Origin of the sequence: Roseburia sp. AM23-20, assembly GCF_003470905.1 — a bacterium.
In the GTDB taxonomy this organism is placed as follows: domain Bacteria; phylum Bacillota; class Clostridia; order Lachnospirales; family Lachnospiraceae; genus Roseburia; species Roseburia rectibacter.
In genome coordinates, this window is sequence record NZ_QRHS01000024.1 from 15,059 (window position 1) to 34,988 (window position 19,930).

Consider the following 19,930-nt stretch of genomic DNA (forward strand, 5'->3'; position numbering starts at 1 on the left):
TTACACATGTTAAAAACAAAAAATTACAAATTCTGGTTTTGTACCGGATCACAGGATCTATATGGGGATGAGTGCTTAGAACACGTGGCAGAGCATGCAAAGATCATTGTTGCAAAATTAAATGAATCCGGGGTACTTCCTTATGAGGTTGTCTGGAAACCGACACTGATCACAAATGAACTGATCCGAAAGACTTTTAACGAGGCAAATATGGATGAGGAATGTGCAGGTGTGATCACGTGGATGCACACATTTTCGCCGGCAAAATCCTGGATCTTAGGATTACAGGAATACAGAAAGCCGTTATTACATTTACATACCCAGTTCAATGAAGAAATCCCGTATGATACCATCGATATGGATTTCATGAATGAAAACCAGTCTGCACATGGTGACAGAGAGTACGGTCATATCGTAACCCGTATGAGAATTGAACGTAAAGTAGTTGTCGGACATTGGTCTGATCCGGCAGTACAGGAAAAAATCGCTTCCTGGATGCGCACGGCAGTCGGCGTGATCGAGAGCAGCCATATCCGTGTGATGCGTGTTGCTGACAATATGAGAAATGTTGCGGTAACTGAAGGCGATAAAGTGGAAGCACAGTTGAAATTTGGCTGGGAAGTCGATGCATATCCGGTCAATGAGATCGCAGAGTCCGTTGCAGCAGTATCTGAATCCGATACCAATGCATTGGTCGATGAATATTACGATAAATATGACATTTTGTTAGAGGGACGCGATCCGGAAGAATTTCGACGTCATGTTGCCGTTCAGGCACAGATCGAACTTGGTTTTGAGCGTTTCTTAGACGAAAAGAATTATCAGGCGATCGTAACCCACTTTGGTGATCTTGGTGCTTTAAAACAGCTTCCGGGACTTGCAATCCAGAGGCTGATGGAAAAAGGTTATGGTTTTGGTGCGGAGGGTGACTGGAAAGTTGCTGCAATGGTACGTCTGATGAAGATCATGACCGAGGGCAAAAAAGATGCAAAGGGAACTTCTATGTTAGAGGATTACACTTACAACTTTGTCAAAGGCAAAGAGGGTATCTTAGAGGCACATATGTTAGAGATCTGTCCGTCAATCGCTGATGGCCCGATCAGTATCAAATGCCAGCCGCTTTCCATGGGTGACAGAGAAGATCCTGCAAGACTGGTATTTACATCCAAAGAAGGAAAAGGTATTGCAACTTCCCTGATTGATCTTGGCAACCGTTTCCGTCTGATCATCAATGATGTGGACTGCAAAAAAGTGGAAAAACCAATGCCGAAACTTCCTGTAGCAACTAATTTCTGGACACCACAACCGGATCTTTATACCGGTGCAGAGGCATGGATTCTTGCAGGCGGCGCACATCATACGGCATTTACTTACGATCTGACTGCAGAGCAGATGGGTGACTGGGCAAATGCAATGGGAATTGAAGCTGTTTATATTGACAAAGATACGAAGATCCGTGATTTTAAACGTGATCTGCAGATTGGGGAACTGTTTTACCGTTAAACAACAATAACATGCATGTGTATATTTATGATGAAAAAATTGTTTTGTGAAAAGTGTGCACATGCACGCAAAAAAGTTGTGCAAAATCATGAAAACATTAAAATACGGTTGAATTTTTATATAAAAGAGACTATCATATAGAAAACAAAATACGTGCACGTGCACACAAAGAAGGAGAAGTGTATTATGAAATTTTTTATTGACACAGCAAACGTAGAGGATATCCGTAAAGCAAATGATATGGGAGTGATCTGTGGTGTTACCACCAACCCGTCTTTGATCGCAAAAGAGGGAAGAGATTTCAATGAAGTAATCAAAGAGATCACATCAATCGTAGACGGACCGATCAGCGGCGAAGTAAAAGCTACAACAGTTGATGCGGAAGGTATGATCAAAGAGGGACGTGAGATCGCAGCAATCCATCCGAACATGGTTGTAAAAATTCCGATGACAGTAGAAGGATTAAAAGCTGTAAAAGTTCTTTCAGCAGAGGGAATTAAAACCAATGTAACACTGATCTTTACAGCAAACCAGGCACTCCTTGCAGCAAGAGCAGGTGCAACCTATGTTTCTCCGTTCCTTGGAAGATTAGATGATATCAGCACGGCAGGCATCGACCTGATCCAGGATATCGTTCAGATCTTCGATAACTATGGACTTGAGACAGAGATCATCGCTGCATCCATCCGTAACCCGATCCACGTAACTGACTGCGCATTGGCAGGTGCACATATCGCAACTGTACCATACAACGTAATCGTCCAGATGACAAAACATCCGTTGACTGATGCCGGAATCGAAAAATTCCAGAAGGACTATAAAGCCGTCTTCGGAGAGTAAAAATGGTTTGAAAAACTACAAAGACGGCTTTGCGGTTTTTGGTGACTAAGGTTTTACAAAAAGACTATAGAAACCGCTCTGGCGTCTTCGGAGAGTAGAAATAGTTTGGAAAACTACAAAGACGGCTTTGCGGTTTTTGGTGACTAAGGTTCTACAAAAAGACTATAGAAACCGCTCTGTCGTCTTCGGAGAGTAGAAATAGTTTGGAAAACTATAAAGACGGCTTTGCGGTTTTTGGTGACTAAGGTTTTACAAAAAGACAATAGAAACCGCTCTGCCGTTTTCGGAGAGTAATAAAAATCATTGCGAAACCCGTCAGCAGCTTAAGACAGTTGGGAGTATGGACAGATTTATAAGAAGGTGCTGGGGAGCCGCCGGTACTTAGCGAGTGTATTTTACTCGCTTAGTATCCGTTGCGAGCGACACGCAGCGAAAGCGTGCCTTCGTTAAACCTGTCCATACTTCCAACGTGAGAAGATTTAAAATCGGGTTTCGCAGAGTTTATATGACACTAAAGGAGGGTATCAATGACTATCACAGAATTGAAGCAGACTGCAGTTGAGGTACGCAAGGGCATTGTGACTGCAACGCATGCTGCGAAGTCGGGGCATCCGGGGGGATCGCTTTCGGCAACAGAAATTTTTACATATTTATATTTTGAAGAGATGAATATTGATCCGATGAATCCGAAAATGGAGGATCGTGACCGTTTTGTCTTATCGAAAGGACATACGGCGCCGGGACTTTATTCTACGCTGGCAAACCGCGGATATTTTCCGGTGAAGGATTTGGAGAGACTGCGCCATACCGGGTCCTATTTACAGGGACACCCGGATATGAAACACATTCCGGGCGTGGATATGTCATCCGGTTCTTTGGGACAGGGAATTTCCTGTGCAGTCGGAATGGCACTTGCAGGAAAGATGGATCACAAAGATTACCGTGTCTATACGCTGTTAGGTGACGGCGAGATTGAGGAAGGCCAGGTGTGGGAGGCATCCATGTTTGCCGGACATCGTAAGCTTGACAATCTGGTAGTGATCGTCGACAATAATAATATGCAGATTGACGGAACGTTAGATGAAGTCTGCTCACCGGATCCGATCGATAAAAAGTTTGAGGCTTTTAATTTCCATGTGATCCATGTCGCAGATGGGAATGATTTTGCACAGCTTGCGGAGGCTTTTAAAGAAGCAAGGGAGACTAAAGGCATGCCGACAGCAATCATCGCACATACCTTAAAAGGAAAAGGTGTTTCTTATATGGAAGGTCAGGTAGGCTGGCACGGAAAAGCACCGAACGATGAGGAATATGCGATTGCAATGGAAGAACTGGGAAAGGCGGGTGAAGCATTATGTCAGAAGTAAAAATGATCGCGACTAGAGAAAGCTATGGCAATGCACTGGCTGAACTTGGAAAAGAAAAAGACAATCTGGTTGTGCTGGATGCGGATCTTGCGGCAGCTACCAAGACAGGTATTTTTAAGAAAGCATTCCCGGAACGCCATATTGACTGTGGTATCGCAGAGGCAAATATGACGGGGATCGCAGCAGGACTTTCCACCTGTGGAAAAGTACCGTTTGTCAGTACATTTGCCATGTTTGCAGCGGGACGTGCCTACGAGCAGGTGCGCAATTCAATCGGTTATCCGCATCTGAATGTCAAGATCGGGGCAACACATGCAGGCATCTCTGTCGGTGAGGATGGTGCGACACATCAGTGCAACGAGGATATCGGACTGATGCGCGAGATTCCTGGCATGGTCATCATCAATCCAAGTGATGACGTGGAAGCGAGAGCAGCCGTGCGGGCAGCTTACGAGTATGTAGGACCGGTTTATCTGCGTTTTGGACGACTTGCGGTTCCGGTCATCAATGACAATCCAGAATACAAGTTTGAAATCGGCAAAGGTGTGGAACTGCGAAAAGGAAAAGATATTACGATCTTTGCGACAGGTCTTTGCGTATCGGAGACATTAAAAGCAGCAGAAACGCTGGCAGCAGAAGGCATTGACGCACAGGTCATCAATATCCATACGATCAAACCGTTAGATGAGGAATTGGTGTTAAAAGCTGCAAAACAGACCGGCCGTGTGTATACGGTGGAAGAACATTCCATTATCGGCGGACTTGGCAGTGCAGTGGCAGAGCTGCTCGGTGAAAAATATCCGACAAAGATCACGAGGATCGGTGTAAAGGATGTGTTCGGAGAGTCAGGACCGGCAAAAGAATTGCTTCATAAATATGAGCTGGATGCAGAGGGCATTGCAAAACGTATTATGGAGGAACAGAAATTATGTTAGAGGAATTAAAAAAACAGGTTTATGAGGCAAATATGGAACTGCCGCGCCGTGGGCTGATCACCTACACATGGGGAAATGTCAGTGGGATTGACAGAGAGAGCGGATATTTTGTGATCAAGCCAAGCGGTGTGGATTACGATGCATTATCCCCGGATGATATGGTTGTCATGGACTTAGAGGGCAATAGGATCGAGGGAAGATACAAGCCGTCATCCGACACGGCAACACATATTGAACTTTATAAAAAATACGAAGAGATCGGCGGAATCGTACATACCCATTCGCCGGAAGCTGTCGCATGGGCGCAGGCAGGAAGGGATATTCCTCTTTACGGAACCACACATGCAGACTACTTTTTCGGTCCGATCCCTTGTGCAAGAAATCTGACACCGGAGGAGATTGAGGAAGCCTACGAGAAAAATACCGGATTAGTCATCATCGAGACTTTTGAGACAAGAGGCATCAAACCGATGTATACACCGGCGGTACTCTGCAAGAATCATGGACCGTTTACCTGGGGAAAAGATGCAGCAGAAGCAGTCCACAATGCGGTTGTGTTAGAGGAAGTCGCTAAAATGGCAAAGAACACAGAACTTTTGAACCCGAAAGTACTTCCGGCGCCGGACTGCATCAAAGAAAAGCATTTTTACCGTAAACACGGCGCAAATGCATATTACGGTCAAAATTAAAAACAGCGGCGGAAATAAAGATGCGCGGAAATGAGGATTAAGATGAGTGGTATTGAGTTTGGAAAAACAAAAGAAGGAAACACAGTTACAAAATATCTGCTGAAAAATAAAAATGGTATGGAAGTTGCTGTGATGGATCTTGGGGCAACGATCGTATCCGTGCTCGTGCCGGATAAAAACGGTTTGAAGCGCGATGTCGTGCTTGGATATGATACACCACAGGAATATCAGGAGCATACCTGTTATTTTGGGGCAGTGATCGGACGTAATGCAAACAGGATCGGCGGAGCGAAAATTGTTTTGGATGACAGGGAGTATCTGCTTGAAAAAAATGACAATGGAAACAACCTGCACAGTGGGAAAAATGGTTTTAATTCGGTTATCTGGAATGTGGAACAGCAGAAAGAAGATGAGATTACATTTTCTTATCTGAGTAAGGATTTAGAACAGGATTTTCCGGGAAATATGACAGCAAAGGTTACTTATACGGTGACAGACGACAATGTGCTCTCAATTGCTTATGAGGCAGTTTCCGATCAGACCACAGTTGCTAATTTTACGAACCACGCTTATTTTAATCTGAATGGTCATGATTCCGGATGTATGGAAGATCAGGAGCTTGAGATTTTAGCATCCTATTATACACCGGTAAAAGATGGCGAGGCGATTCCGACCGGTGATGTGGAAAAGGTTGCCGGAACACCGATGGATTTCCGCAAGATGAAAAAGATTGGTCTGGATATCAGTGCAGACTTCGAGCAGCTTAAGTTTGTTGGCGGTTATGACCACAATTTTGTACTGGACAAGGCTGATGGGACAATGCAGCTTGCAGCCCGTGCAAGATCAGAAGAATCCGGTATTTGTATGGATGTTTATACGGACTGTGTCGGTATTCAGCTGTATGCCGGAAATTTCATTGGGAAACAGACAGGAAAAGGCGGTGCATCCTATGATTCTCGCCACGCATTCTGTCTGGAAACACAGTATTTTCCGAATGCAGTGAATGAACCGAATTTTAAATCCCCGGTTTTACATGTGGGAGAAACTTATCATTCTCAGACAAAGTATTGTTTTTCTGTGAAGTAACAGGCAGTAGGCTCAGACGTAGATCTGTCAGCATGAATAAAAGATGATGTATAAAACAGTGCCACATCTATTTGAAGAATTTGCCCGGGAGAGGACAAGCACTGAGACAAAAGTTGTCGGAACCGGACTTGGCATGCCGATCGTAAAAGCTTTAGTTGACCTGATGGGCGGTACGATCCGGGTGGAGAGCAAGGAGGGGGGTGGGACAAAGACTACGGTGGATCTGCCGCTTTCCATTGCAAGTGAAAAACAGATCGAAGAGAGCCGCAGACGACAGCGCAGGGATGACGTCAGGGAAGTACTTGCAGATAAAAAGATTCTTCTGGCGGAGGATAATGATCTGAATGCAGAGATCGCGATGACTGCCAATGCGTTTGAGGAGGATCGCAAGCGTGCACTTGAGGTAGGTATGGATGGTTATATCGCAAAGCCGATCCATATGGAGAGTGTGTTAGATGCGCTGCAGGAGGGGCTTGCAGGGAAACATTGAAAGAAAACTGATTGATACGAATTGACAATGGTTATGTATGGTTATATTATGGATATAACCATACATAACCATTTTTGATGCATAGGAGTATGAGATTGCAGATGGAGGAATAGAATACGAAATCCGAAAGATCGTATCAGAGAGATAGATAACCGGTTAGAACAACTGCCGAAGGGAACACTGACTTATAAGAATATTAACGGTAAAAAACAGCCGTATATCCAGCAGACAGTGGAGGGAAAGTCAGTCAGCTGTTATGTTAAGCTATCACAGCGGGAACAGGTACTGGCAGAGTTTGAAGAACGGGGAAAGCTTTCGGAAGAGAAAAAGCGGCTGCTTGCGTATGTGGATGGACTGCAGAATATTTTAAAACGAAATCCATATCTGAATGCGGGAGCCGGGTGCGGATATCAGGATTTTAAAGATTTTGCATGTGGCAGACAGTTTTATGTGGATAAGACACATTTTATTGCAGAATGGGTTTACAGGGATGCAAAAGTCACGCTGATCACGAGACCAAGAAGATTTGGCAAGACGACACTTCTTAGTACAGTTGAGACTTTTTTTGATCCGAGATTTGCAGACCATCCGGAATATTTTGAAAAGTTAAGGGTCTGGGGGATAAAGAGATCCGAAAACTGTTTGGAATGGTTCCTGTTATTTCCATCAGTTTTGGGAACTGTAAGGGAGCAGACTATAAACAGGCGGTAAAAGGAATTGCAGACAGTTTTTATAATATGTATGAAGCACACAGATATCTGCTGAAAAGCACCAGACTGGAAGCGGAGGATCTAAAGGAATATAAGAGTCTGAGAGAACTGTTCCGTGCGGGAGATACCGGAAGGATTGAAATTGCAATACAGAGGCTGTGCCGTCTCGTCTATCTGCACTACCAGATCCTGCCGGTCATTTTAGGGGATGAATATGATACACCTCTGCTTGAAGCATATACGGATGGGTACTGGAGTGAGATGATCGGTACCTGTCGTCAGTTATTTCACAGTACATTTAAGGAAAATCCTTACTATGCGAGGGCTTTGATTACCGGAGTGACGAAGGTTTCAAAAAATTCGCTGTTTTCGGATCTGAATAACCTTGAAACGGATACGGTTACCTGCGAGGCTTACAGTGATTGCTTCGGTTTTACGGAACAGGAAGTAATGGATGCATTAAAGTGCCAGAACATGGATACGATGCATGATGTGAAAGAAATGTATGATGGATTTATTTTTGGAAAACAAAAAGATATGTATAATCCGTGGTCCATCTGTAATTATATGAGGTCCGGGGAATTGCAGTCCTACTGGATCAATACCAGCAGTAACAAACTGATCGGGGAGATCATCCGCAGACATCCTGTGCGTAGCAAACATGAGATTGAACAGCTTATGGCAGGGGAAATCATTCATAAAGAGATCAATGAAAATATCACGTTTCAATATCTTGACGGTGACGAGAACAGTTTTTGGTCACTTTTTCTGGCAGATGGCTATATTAAAGCGGAAAATGTTGGAAAGCAGGGAGAGAGCACATGGTGCGATATGTCGGTCACAAACCGGGAAGTGATGGGAATGTTCCGCTATGAAATCCTTGCGATGTTTGAAAATGGAAATGCCGTTTATAATGATTTTACAAAAGCACTGCTCTCACACCGCATGGAAGATCTGAATGATATTTTGCTGGATATTGCATACACTTCCATGAGTTATTTTGATGTTGGAAAATGTCCCCCGGAGCGTACACCGGAAAATTTTTATCGTGGACTGGTGTTAGGACTCATCGTATCTCTGCGAGATCAATACCGGATCGTATCAAACAGGGAAAGCGGACAGGGGAGGTATGATATCGCAATGTATCCGTTAGAGAGAAATAAGGATGCATTTATCATGGAGTTCAAAGTGTTTGATGCGAAAAAAGAACGGAGTTTAGAGCAGACAGCCGCGAATGCATTAAAGCAGATCGAAGAGAAAAATTATGAGGCGGATCTGATCGCGGCAGGCATCGGACGGGGACAAATCTATAAACTCGGATTTGCATTTCAGGGCAAAGATGTGCTGGTGGTTTCAGGTGAAAATGGGGTATAATCCATATATACGAAAGAGGGGAAAATGGCAGCGGAAAGTCGACATTGTTAGAAGCAATCGCCGTTGCGTATGGGTTTAATCCCGAAGGCGGAACAAAGAATTATGTCTTTTCTACATATGATTCCCATTCAGAATTATGCAATGCGGTAAGAGTCATAAAGAGCATCCGCAGACCAAAGTCGGGATATTTTCTGAGGGCAGAAAGTTTTTACAATGTGGCGACCAAAGAGACAGAATATGCAGATATTGCGCATCCATCTGAAAGATATCATGAAAAATCCCATGGGGAGAGTTTTTTAGCGATCGCACAAAAATATATGAGACCGGATGGTATTTATATTTTTGATGAACCGGAGGCGGCACTGTCACCACAAAGGCAGCTGACACTGCTCATGGATATTTACCGGTGTGCGAAAGCGGGGGCACAGTTTATCATTGTGACACATTCGCCGATCCTGCTTGGAACTCCAGATACGGAGATCTATCAGTTTGACAGCGGGAAAATAAGACACTGTGAATATGAGGAGACGGACAGCTATATCGTGACGGAAATGTTTATCAATAACAGGGAGCATCTGCTGCACCGGCTGTTACAGGAACCGGAGTGAGAAAATAGAGGGCAGCTTAATGCTTATGTAGGATATTATAAGAAAAATGAGATGATAGAGGGAGATAATCCTCCAGTAGGAATACTGCTTTGTACAGATAAAGGTTCTCAGATGGTAGAATATGCCTTATCTGGAATGGATAACCAGTTATTTGTTTCAACGTATATGTTACATTTGCCTGACAAGAAGAAACTCGAAGAATTTATGTTAAAAGAGATAGAAGAAATGGAAATGTAAAGTTAAGCACTTTGTAATTATGGGTATGAAGTATTTTCTGTTAAATGTGGATAGTTTGGAATTTTAATATGGAAAATGAGATAAATTATTCTGATATTTGAAAGTGATCAGTCAGATGGGAAGTTATTTGACGCTGTCCGTTCGGTAAGATTTAAACAAATCTTCATCTGTTCTTAATACATCACATTATTACCTTTAAAACCACAGATATAAACGATATTATTACAAATACGGTTGGGACTATAATCAGATATTTTATTGCACGCTGGATAACAGGTAGTTAAAAAAAAGAGTATTGCTAAATTCAAAAATGAATGACTTTTATGTAATATGCAGTTCTGTCGTAGTTATTATGTTCTTGTTTCAACCTTTTGTTTCATCATTATTATGGGAAATGGCAGTGTAACTTCAAGTTTGGTTAAATATAGAGAGAAATGTTATACCTCGGCTAAAAAGATACAATATTAGATGTTTCATGAGCAGTATTTGAGTTTATTTTAAATTCAGGTATTGCTTTTTTATTTATGCAAAGTTTCACGGGGCCGCTGGTATTTTTTCTCATGTTCATTTATAATTGCTGATAGAGAAAACTGGAAAGAACACCCAATGAATCAGAAAGTAGAGAGTATAAACACATGAAAAAAAGAATTTACAGCATGATATTAATATTAATGACCGGACTTTGTGCCGGATGTGGCAAAGAAGGAGTAAAAAATAATAATACAGGAATAGAAAGCGAATCTTCCCAGGTGGAAGATTCGGTCAGTTTTGAAAACACAGAAGACACAGAAAGCACAGAAGACACAGAAAGCACAGAAGACACAGAAAGCACAGAAAATACAGAAAGTACAGAATACAATGACGTCGTATTAAATGAAGAAACGGATTTTACTTATGACTATTCGGAGGACATCAAAGCGGATGTTGACAATGTGGTATCAGGTTCCGCATCACTGCAGGACGAATTGGAGAATATTGAGAACATCGTAAAGAAATATACGCCGCTGGCGCAGGCAGCCCAGACACAGACAGAAATGAATCTGTCATCCAGATGGTTTTTCGACATATGGGATACGGAATTAAATAACCTTTGGAGCAGATTCAGTGATCTGGCAGATCCGCAGACAAAGGAGAAGATCCTTGCAGAACAGAGAAACTGGATCGCTATGAAGGAAGAAGTGACCTTGCTTCACATTGGATCTTACGAAGAAAACGGCAGTATGTATCCGCTTCTTCAGAATTCTTATCTGGAGGAGATCACGAAGAACAGGGCTTATGTTATTGCAAATGAGCTGGCAAAGATAAAGGGGGAATCCTTTGTTATGCCGGAAAAATCAGCAAAGTACGGTCTGTTTGTGGACAATCAGGGGACTGGCAGCGTATACAGTTCCCTGATCACCAGACAGGGGCTGGAAGGAGAGGATGAAGCGCTTATCTCCATTTACAGAGAGGGAGAAACAAAAGGAACATTTGTTGACAATGGAAACGGGGAGCTGGCTTTCACATCAGATGACGGAAGTGTAAAAGGAACCATCAAAATCAACGGATGGGATGGCGCAAGTTTTAAGGTTACAGAGACATCAGGAGAGGCTGTTTTTTCTGCAGGAGAGGAGGTCAATTTTCCGTTTGCATTTTGACAGCATTGTTTGATATGTTGTTTGTAATGATTCAGCGATATAACAGACAAAGAATCATGAAACTCGTAAATCGGCGGTTGCGGAGGTGAATAAAATATATGCTGAATGTGAAAAATGCTGATATGGCAGATTTTGAACAGATTATGAAAATTTATAAATATGCACAGGATTATATGATAAAGTCCGGAAATCCTGCACAATGAGGGCATTTTTATCCGGATGCAGAGCTAATAAAATCTGATATTTGTCAGAATGTATGCAGGGTAATATATGACAAAGATGGGAGACATGGGGTATTTGCATTGTTTAAAGGTGCAGAACCTGCTTATAAGCATATTGAGAATGGGAATTGGCTGAATGAAGAGCCTTATCTTACTATTCACAGACTTGCTGGGGATGGTCAGGTGCATGGTTTGTTTCAGTGTGTTTTAAATTATTGTAAAAATATTTCTCAAAATATCAGGGCAGATACCCATGCGGATAATCAAATCATGCAAAAGCTGATGGAAAAGAATGGTTTTATGAAATGCGGTATTATATATGTTAAAAATGGAACACCAAGAATTGCATATCATTGGACTGCTTCATAACTTTCAGTTGTGCGTCCGGCAAAGGGCAATTAACCTGGCAGGTGCAAATTCTCTCTGATACATGATATGACAGTGGAAATTTCCTGAATTGACAAAAGAGTTAGAATAGACTAACATTCAAAATAGAATGACAGAGCAGAAAGGGGCAGGAAATGGAAAGAGAGAAGAAAAAGAGGGCAATGATTGCGGGAATGGTCTCAATGACATACTGGTGCCGTTTATGGTATATTATCTGGTCGCAGATATCGGAATGCCTGTGGTAATTGCTGATGTTTTTGACGGCATTTCTTTTATTACAGGATTCGGGTGTGAAAAATTTGAAAACCACCTTTTGACACCCGAATCCTTACGATGTTTGAGTCGAATAGTGTATTCACAACATAACGGCTGACAAATTGCACAAAGTCGAGACTGCTTTTCGGACAACGGAACAAAACAGGCACGGCTTTGTGCAATTTGTCAATCAAGAAGTTTAAATGCACTATTTGACTCCAACCCGCAGGATAACATTTTTCAAAAGAAATAATGTGTGATACAATATTTTAAGATTGAATTTTCAGGAGAAAACAGATGTCCCTACAATTTATATTTGGCAATTCGGGCAGCGGAAAATCGGATTTTCTGTATGATTCCGTGCTGAAACAGGCGAAAGAAAATAAAGAGCAGCAGTTTTTAATCATTGTGCCGGAGCAGTTTACCATGCAGACACAGCGGGAACTGGTCGAGAGGCAAAAACAGCATGCAATCATGAACGTGGATGTGCTCAGCTTTGCGAGACTGGCATACCGCGTATTTGACGACCTTGGAAAACAAAATGTGGTCGTGCTGGAAGAGACTGGCAAAAATCTCGTCCTGCGCAAGGTAGCAGAACAGAAAAAAGCAGAACTTAACGTGCTTGGTGCAAATATGAATAAGATGGGATATGTCGGTGAGGTAAAATCCCTGATCTCAGAACTGATGCAGTATAATATACGCCCGGATGCGTTAGCAGAATTTCTGGAAAAAGAGCCGCTTGGAGAGGGACTGCGCTTAAAAATGCAGGATGTCCTTACCATGTATCAGGGATTTACGGAGTATTTGAAAGGCAGATATATCACAGCAGAGGAAGTGTTAGAGCTTCTCTATGATGTGGCAGAAGAGTCTAAGCTGCTTTGCGGCAGTGTGATCGTATTAGACGAGTTTACGGGTTTTACGCCGATCCAGAACCGTCTGATGGAAAAACTGTTCGTACTGGCAAAGAAGGTCAGTGTCTCTGTCACAATGGATGTCAGGGAAGATTTTTATCAGTGCAGAGGTGTGCATGAACTTTTTGCCATGAGTAAAAAAACGGTGGCATCCCTGCTTAAAGTGGCAGAATTATGTAAAGTTCCGGTCGAGGAGCCGATCGTGCTTCCAACTGGAGAAAAGAGACGTTATGCCGGTGCACCGGATCTTTATTTCATGGAGCAGAATCTATTCCGTCCGGGAGCAGGAAGTTACAGATATAAAGTGTCGGAAAAAGCAATGAGAAGCAATGAAAACCATGAAAAATTAACAGACAGCCAGTTGGAAGAGACACCGGATATCCGTATCACATCCCTGAAGAATCCAAGGGAAGAATTAAAATTTGCCGCCTGCGAGATCGTGCGCCTGACAAGGGAGCAGGGGTACCGTTACCGTGATATTGCGGTGGTCACAGGAGATGTGCAGCAATATGGCAATTATGTGCCGGAAATCTTTGAACAGTACCATATTCCATACTTTATCGATCAGACAAAAAATATCCTGTTTCATCCGTTTATTGAGTGCATCCGTGCAATTTTAGAGATGATCGAATATGATTTTTCGTATGAAAGCGTTTTCCGGTTTTTAAGATGCGGTCTTGCTGAAAAAATAATACCACAGGGGAAACTGTCAACCATGGAACTGGAATTGGATGGAGAAACCGGTGAAAAGTCTGCACAATGTAAAGAGCAGACAATTCACAGACTTACGGAACAGGAGATCGACCGTCTGGAAAACTATGTGCTTGCGCGCGGAATCCGTGGGGCATCCCGCTGGAGCAAGCCATGGACATTTGTGATGCCGGATGGAACATTAGAAGATATGGAGCGGTTAAATGAGATCCGCGAGGCGGTTTATGAGAACTTTAAACCGCTTCTTATGGATTTTCGGGGAAAGGAAAACACCGTCAGTACACAGACATTTGAATTATACAGCCTGATCCGGCGTCTTGACATGGAGCAGCTCCTAAAAGAACGCGGAGAGTTTTTTGAGAAAAATGGGAATCAGGCGAGGGCAAAAGAATACGACCAGATCTATAAGATCGTGATGGATCTGCTTGATAAAGTGACATCCCTGCTGGGCGATGAGACGATGACGATCCGGGAATACAGTGATATCTTAGATGCCGGATTTGAGGCGGCAAAGGTTGGTATTATCCCGCCGGGAAATGATACTGTAACGGTCGGAGACATTGAGCGGACAAGATTAAATCATATAAAGATTTTATTTTTTGTCGGTGTCAATGACGGAGTTGTTCCGAAAGCAGGAAATCAGGGTGGTATTATCTCACAGTTTGAGCGTGAGAAGATGGCAGAATATCATCTGGAACTGGCACCGGGGGCAAGGGAAAAAGTATTTATCCAGAAGTTTTACCTGTACTTAAACATGACAAAACCGTCCGAACGGCTTTATGTGACATTCTGCCGTGTTAATTCGGATGGAAAAGCACTGCGCCGTTCTTATCTGATCGGAACACTCTTAAAATTATTCCCTCAGCTTGTGGTGGAAGAACCATCCGAGGAGGAGACGTTAGAGGGCGTTCTGACTGCAGAGAGTGCCCTGCCGTTTCTGATGGAAGGATTAAACAAGCCGGTGGAAGATGAAGAAGCATGGACGGCACTTCTGGCGTGGTATTTATCGGATGAGGGAGACAGGGAGAAGGCATTGCAGCTTTTTGATGCAGCGTTTGGTGTGCATCAGGATGATGCGATCAGCAAGGCTGTCACGAAGGCTCTGTATGGAAATACGTTAGATAACAGCGTGACAAGACTTGAGCAGTTTGCAGCCTGTGCATTTGCACATTATCTAAGCTATGGTCTTAGATTAAGAGAACGTGAACTGCAGCAGTTTGCAAGCGTGGACATGGGAAATATTTATCATGATGTGTTAGAGCGTTTTGCAAAAGGGATCGAGATGTCCGAATATACGTGGTTTGATATTCCACAAGAAGCACAGGATGCCCTGCTTTCCCAGAGTATGGAAGATGCGATCGCAGGAAGCGGGATCGGGGATGTGTTTGAGGATGCAAGAAACAGCTATCTGTTAAAACGGATGGAGACGACGGCAAAACGGACGATATGGGCATTGATGTTACAGGTACGGAAAGGGAAATTTGTGCCGAGCGGGTTTGAAGTATCATTTTCACGCGCCGAACGGTTAGATGCGGTGCAGTTTCAATTAGGTGAGGATGAGAAAATGCGTCTGCGCGGCAGGATCGACCGTATTGATACTTATGAGACGGATGACAAAGTTTATGTAAAGATCATTGATTATAAATCCGGCAATACAAGTTTTTCACTGTTGAATTTTTATTATGGACTGCAGCTACAGCTCGTCGTCTATATGAACGTGGCATTAGAGCTCACTAAGAAAATATATAAGGGGAAAGACACAGAACCGGCTGGAATTTTTTACTATCACATTACAGATCCAATGGTGGATTCAGATGGAGGGGAGTCTGAAGAGGAGATCAGGCGGAGTATCTTAGAACAGTTGAAAGTAGGCGGTCTGGTCAATGAAGACCCGGAAATTTACGGCGCGATGGATACGGATTTTACAGGCACATCGTCAGTGATCCCGGTGGCATTAAAGGCAGATGGTTCCTTAAAGGCAGCTTCTAAGACGGCGAGCGCCTATGAATTTGGACTGATGTCTGATTATGTGCGCAAGAAGATCGAGCATGTAGGAAAAGAAATCTTTGCAGGAAATGTGTCAGTAAAGCCATATCTGTTAGGTGACAGAAGCGGATGTGATTATTGTCCATACCACACGATCTGTGGATTTGATGTGCGGATGCCGGGATTTTCCTATCAGCAGTTTGAAAAGTTTGACAGCAGTGAGGAGATCCTTGCACATATCCGGGAAGAGGTAGAAGATTAACATGGGAATGACATGGACGGATGACCAGAAAAAGGTCATTGAACTGAGAGACAGAAATATATTAGTTTCCGCGGCAGCAGGCTCAGGCAAGACAGCAGTGCTTGTGGAAAGGATCATAAAGATCATTACAGACAAAGAGCGTCCGGTAGATATTGACCGCCTTTTGATCGTGACATTTACCAATGCGGCAGCTGCGGAGATGCGCGAGCGAATCGGAAATGCACTGGAAAATGCCTTAAAAGATCAGCCGGATGATGAGCATCTGCAGCGTCAGCTTTCTCTTTTGCACAATGCCCAGATCACCACGATTGACAGCTTTTGTCTGTATGTGATCCGCAATCATTTTCATGAGATCGATCTTGAACCGAATTTCAGGATCGGGGATGAAGGTGAGTTAAAGCTGTTAAAAGAGGATGTACTCGCAAAAGTTTTATTGAAAAATTATGAGGAGAGCACACCGGAATTTTTAGCATTTGTGGATGGATATGCGTCCGGTAGAAATGATGCGGCACTCTCCGGCATGATCTTACAGCTTTATGAGTTTTCGAGAAGCTATCCGTGGCCGAAAAAATGGCTCCTTGCGGCGGCAGAAGGGTATGATACAGAGGATGCGGCATCTTTGGAAAGTGCATCCTTTATGCAGTCTTTTCTTCAGAATTTAAAACTGGTAACAAATGATCTTGTCGCACTTGCAAAGCGTGGTTATGAACTGACACAGGATGATGACGGACCTGATATGTATGCGAAAGCATTAGAGAGTGACCTGAAAAAATATCAGGAGATTGCAGAGAGTGAGAGTTTTGCAGCATTTTATCAGAACTACTGCAATTTATCTTATGACAGGTTAGCATCTTCCCGTGGATTTGAAGGGAATGAAGAAAAATTAGAACTTGTCAAAAAACTTCGTGATATGGGAAAAGATGCGGTCAAAAAAATAAACCGCCAGTATTTCTTTACATCACCGGAGATCATGGCGGAGCAGATGAAAAAAACAGCACCGATGGCGGCTGAATTAGTCCGTCTGACATTGGAATTTGATGAGGCATTTACAGCGGAAAAACGACGTAAAAATCTGGTGGATTTCCATGATTTAGAGCATTTTGCGCTAAACATATTTGTGGATGAAGAGACCGGAAAGATCAAAAAGACCGCGGAGGAGTTCCGGGATAATTTCAAAGAGATCATGATTGACGAGTATCAGGACAGCAATGAGGTGCAGGAGACGATCCTGCGGGCAATTTCTAGGGAAGAACGTGGCGAGTACAACCTTTTTATGGTCGGGGATGTCAAGCAGAGTATCTATCGTTTCCGTCTGGCAAGACCGGAACTTTTTATGGGAAAATATGATACTTACAGTCTTTCGGATGCAAAGATGCAGCGCATTGACCTGCATAAAAATTTCCGGAGCAGAAACGAGGTACTTGAATTTTCCAATGATATTTTTTACCGTATCATGAAGCGTGATCTTGGAAATGTGGAATATGATGCGGATGCAGCTCTTTATCCGGGAGCTTCTTATAAAGAAGAACCGGATATGTTTACGCCAGAGATCTTACTGGCAGACGGGGATGATGAACTGTTAGAGGATTCGGCAGCAGATGATAAGAAGCTGTTAGAAGCAAGGATGATCGCAAAGCGGATCAAAGAGCTTATGGAAACGCAGCTTGTGACCGATAAAGCGACCGGAGAACTGCGCCCGGTGCAGTATTCGGATATGGTCATTCTGCTGCGCAGCTTAAGCGGGTATGCAGACCGTTTTGCGGCTGTGTTAAATGATGCGGGTATTCCGGCGCATACGGTTTCCTCAACAGGATATTTCAGCACTGTGGAGGTGCAGACAGTACTTTCCATGCTGCGTATTTTAGATAATCCGAGACAGGATATTCCACTTACGGCAGTGCTTCGTTCACCGATCGGGGGACTTTCGGATGAAGAACTTGCAAAACTGCGTTTGAAAGACAATGAAGTACGGTTTTATGAATGTGTTTTGGAAGAATGTGAGCGTTTAAAACAGGAAGAAGAGGAGCAGCCGGGGCAGAACCGGGATGCTTCGGAGGAAAAGCTGTACCGGTTTTATACTACTTACGAAAAACTGCGCCGGCTTGTGCCGGATACACCGATTCATGAATTAATTGAATTGCTGCTAAAAGAGACAGGGTATGGGGATTATGCCACTGCCATGCCTGCCGGAGACAGGCGCCGTGCCAATCTTCTGATGCTTGTGGAAAAGGCGATCGCTTATGAAAATACCAGTTACAAGGGGCTGTTTCATTTTGTGCGCTATATTGATGAACTGCAGAAATATGATGTGGATTTCGGTGAGGCGGATCTGATCGGAGAAAATGAAAACGTGGTGCGCATTATGAGTATCCATAAAAGCAAAGGACTCGAATTTCCGGTCGTATTTGTTGCCGGAATGGGGAAAAATTTTAACCGGCAGGATACGAGAAGCCGTCTGGTCTTACACCCGGAACTTGGTATCGGTTTAGACTATATGGATGGAAAAAAACGTGTAAAATCCGTGACGATCGCAAAGCGTGCGATCGCAAAGCAGATTGATATGGAAAACTTAGGTGAGGAGCTGCGTGTTCTTTATGTGGCACTTACAAGGGCGAAAGAAAAACTGATCATAACCGGAAGCCTCAAAAAAGCAGAAGAGACAATCGCTTATGCAAAAGCGTTTCCGGAGGAGCTTTTATCCTATCTGGGGCGTGAGAGTGCGGCAGGTTATTTAGACTGGATCTTACCCGCAGTTGCATCTTATAAGGATAAATATCAGATACGCCTGATCGCGGCGGCAGAACTGGTGCAGGAAGAATTGAAAATGCAGATCAAAGATGACTGGAACCGGTCTGCCTGTATGGAAAAGGCTGCGCAGGCTGATGAAAAAAAGGTGCAGCAGTTTTCGGAGCGTTTTCACAGACATTATGCATATGAAAATGATGTACTCAGGAAAAATAAATATTCCGTGTCAGAGTTAAAGCACCGCGCCATGCGGGAGGCATTTGAAAAAGAAGAAGAGTCCGTCCCTGTTTTTAAATCAGAAGAGGTTGTGCCATATGTGCCTGCATTTGCAAGAAAAATAGAGCAGGAAAGCGAGGAGGTCAATCTTGGAGCACTGCGCGGTACGGCAATGCACCGCATTATGGAGTGTTATCAGTTTTCTTCCGGCATGTCTGCGAAAGAACAGGTTGCAGGTATGTTGGAGAATGAGCAGATCACACCGGAAATGAAAGAACTTATCCGTATTCCACAGGTGGAATACTTTGTAAATTCAGGTGTTGGAAAGCGGATGGGTGAAGCGGAAAAAAGTGGAAAACTGTATCGTGAGAAACCATTTGTCATGGGATTTTCAGATGATCAGTTAGAGGCTTTTGGTTTTGCAGAACATACAACAGTTCTGGAAAAAGTATCAGAAGAACTGACATTGATCCAGGGAATCATTGATGTATTCTGGATCGAAAAAGATGGTATTGTCCTATTGGATTATAAAACAGACCGTGTAGATACAGAAAAAGAACTGTCAGAACGCTATGCGGCACAGCTAAAACTGTATGGAGAAGCATTAAACCGCGTGTATGAAAATGAAACGGATGATCAGGGGAATCCACTTAAAGTAAAGGAAAGACTTTTGTATTCTTTCCGGCTTGGAAAAGTGATCCCGGTGTGAAAATTAAATTCTGCATAAAGTCAGGGAAGCAGAAAAGATACTTATAGAAAG

Annotated in this window: 14 protein-coding genes and 2 pseudogenes; all 16 read left to right on the forward strand. The window is 43.3% G+C overall.

The window, feature by feature from the left end; translation table 11 throughout:
- Window positions 1–6: 6 nt before the first annotated feature.
- On the forward strand, window positions 7–1,503 hold the full coding sequence (gene araA, locus DW650_RS15505) for an L-arabinose isomerase (protein ID WP_117922221.1): 1,497 nt from the start codon (window positions 7–9) through the stop codon (window positions 1,501–1,503).
- A gap of 186 nt (window positions 1,504–1,689) precedes the next feature.
- Window positions 1,690–2,343 (forward strand): fructose-6-phosphate aldolase, encoded by a 654-nt coding sequence (fsa, locus tag DW650_RS15510; RefSeq protein WP_015521585.1) that lies wholly within the window; start codon window positions 1,690–1,692, stop codon window positions 2,341–2,343.
- 527 nt (window positions 2,344–2,870) lie between these two features.
- On the forward strand, window positions 2,871–3,710 hold the full coding sequence (locus DW650_RS15515) for a transketolase (protein WP_118210451.1): 840 nt from the start codon (window positions 2,871–2,873) through the stop codon (window positions 3,708–3,710).
- The gene (locus DW650_RS15520; protein ID WP_118210452.1) at window positions 3,698–4,645 is read left to right on the forward strand and encodes a transketolase family protein; all 948 of its coding nucleotides are present in this window, start codon (window positions 3,698–3,700) and stop codon (window positions 4,643–4,645) included. The genes DW650_RS15515 and DW650_RS15520 overlap by 13 nt, the downstream gene beginning before the upstream one ends.
- Window positions 4,639–5,334 (forward strand): L-ribulose-5-phosphate 4-epimerase, encoded by a 696-nt coding sequence (locus DW650_RS15525; protein ID WP_118210453.1) that lies wholly within the window; start codon window positions 4,639–4,641, stop codon window positions 5,332–5,334. The genes DW650_RS15520 and DW650_RS15525 overlap by 7 nt, the downstream gene beginning before the upstream one ends.
- 42 nt (window positions 5,335–5,376) lie before the next feature.
- Window positions 5,377–6,420 carry an aldose epimerase family protein gene (locus DW650_RS15530; RefSeq protein ID WP_118210454.1) on the forward strand — a complete coding sequence of 348 codons (1,044 nt, stop codon included), beginning with the start codon at window positions 5,377–5,379 and terminating at the stop codon, window positions 6,418–6,420.
- A 43-nt stretch (window positions 6,421–6,463) separates the two neighbouring features.
- Complete coding sequence (locus DW650_RS20355; RefSeq protein WP_117922216.1) at window positions 6,464–6,910, forward strand: hybrid sensor histidine kinase/response regulator; 447 nt, start codon at window positions 6,464–6,466, stop codon at window positions 6,908–6,910.
- 231 nt (window positions 6,911–7,141) lie between these two features.
- Window positions 7,142–7,621: an AAA family ATPase gene (locus DW650_RS20360; RefSeq protein ID WP_158570887.1), complete on the forward strand. Its 480-nt coding sequence runs from the start codon at window positions 7,142–7,144 to the stop codon at window positions 7,619–7,621.
- The gene (locus tag DW650_RS20365) at window positions 7,558–8,994 is read left to right on the forward strand and encodes a PD-(D/E)XK nuclease domain-containing protein (protein WP_118210456.1); all 1,437 of its coding nucleotides are present in this window, start codon (window positions 7,558–7,560) and stop codon (window positions 8,992–8,994) included. The genes DW650_RS20360 and DW650_RS20365 overlap by 64 nt, the downstream gene beginning before the upstream one ends.
- 17 nt (window positions 8,995–9,011) lie before the next feature.
- A pseudogene (locus tag DW650_RS15550) lies at window positions 9,012–9,602 on the forward strand (AAA family ATPase); the annotation flags it as partial.
- A gap of 15 nt (window positions 9,603–9,617) precedes the next feature.
- Window positions 9,618–9,839, forward strand: a pseudogene (locus DW650_RS15555) (PDDEXK nuclease domain-containing protein); the annotation flags it as partial.
- Between the two features lie 635 nt (window positions 9,840–10,474).
- Window positions 10,475–11,476 (forward strand): lysozyme inhibitor LprI family protein, encoded by a 1,002-nt coding sequence (locus tag DW650_RS15560; protein WP_117922212.1) that lies wholly within the window; start codon window positions 10,475–10,477, stop codon window positions 11,474–11,476.
- 26 nt (window positions 11,477–11,502) lie between these two features.
- Complete coding sequence (locus DW650_RS20780; protein WP_442969844.1) at window positions 11,503–11,565, forward strand: hypothetical protein; 63 nt, start codon at window positions 11,503–11,505, stop codon at window positions 11,563–11,565.
- 213 nt (window positions 11,566–11,778) lie between these two features.
- Window positions 11,779–12,066: a hypothetical protein gene (locus tag DW650_RS20150; RefSeq protein WP_243006913.1), complete on the forward strand. Its 288-nt coding sequence runs from the start codon at window positions 11,779–11,781 to the stop codon at window positions 12,064–12,066.
- Between the two features lie 570 nt (window positions 12,067–12,636).
- Entirely contained in the window at window positions 12,637–16,209 is a 3,573-nt protein-coding gene (locus tag DW650_RS15575; protein ID WP_118210457.1) for a PD-(D/E)XK nuclease family protein, read from the forward strand.
- A 1-nt stretch (window position 16,210) separates the two neighbouring features.
- Complete coding sequence (gene addA / locus DW650_RS15580) at window positions 16,211–19,879, forward strand: helicase-exonuclease AddAB subunit AddA (protein WP_118210458.1); 3,669 nt, start codon at window positions 16,211–16,213, stop codon at window positions 19,877–19,879.
- Window positions 19,880–19,930: the final 51 nt, after the last annotated feature.

Coding starts and splice junctions, on each gene's coding strand:
- araA (WP_117922221.1), top strand. CDS start 7: ATGTTAAAAACAAAAAATTACAAATTCTGGTTTTGTACCGGATCACAG.
- fsa (WP_015521585.1), top strand. CDS start 1,690: ATGAAATTTTTTATTGACACAGCAAACGTAGAGGATATCCGTAAAGCA.
- DW650_RS15515 (WP_118210451.1), top strand. CDS start 2,871: ATGACTATCACAGAATTGAAGCAGACTGCAGTTGAGGTACGCAAGGGC.
- DW650_RS15520 (WP_118210452.1), top strand. CDS start 3,698: ATGTCAGAAGTAAAAATGATCGCGACTAGAGAAAGCTATGGCAATGCA.
- DW650_RS15525 (WP_118210453.1), top strand. CDS start 4,639: ATGTTAGAGGAATTAAAAAAACAGGTTTATGAGGCAAATATGGAACTG.
- DW650_RS15530 (WP_118210454.1), top strand. CDS start 5,377: ATGAGTGGTATTGAGTTTGGAAAAACAAAAGAAGGAAACACAGTTACA.
- DW650_RS20355 (WP_117922216.1), top strand. CDS start 6,464: ATGATGTATAAAACAGTGCCACATCTATTTGAAGAATTTGCCCGGGAG.
- DW650_RS20365 (WP_118210456.1), top strand. CDS start 7,558: ATGGTTCCTGTTATTTCCATCAGTTTTGGGAACTGTAAGGGAGCAGAC.
- DW650_RS15560 (WP_117922212.1), top strand. CDS start 10,475: ATGAAAAAAAGAATTTACAGCATGATATTAATATTAATGACCGGACTT.
- DW650_RS15575 (WP_118210457.1), top strand. CDS start 12,637: ATGTCCCTACAATTTATATTTGGCAATTCGGGCAGCGGAAAATCGGAT.
- addA (WP_118210458.1), top strand. CDS start 16,211: ATGGGAATGACATGGACGGATGACCAGAAAAAGGTCATTGAACTGAGA.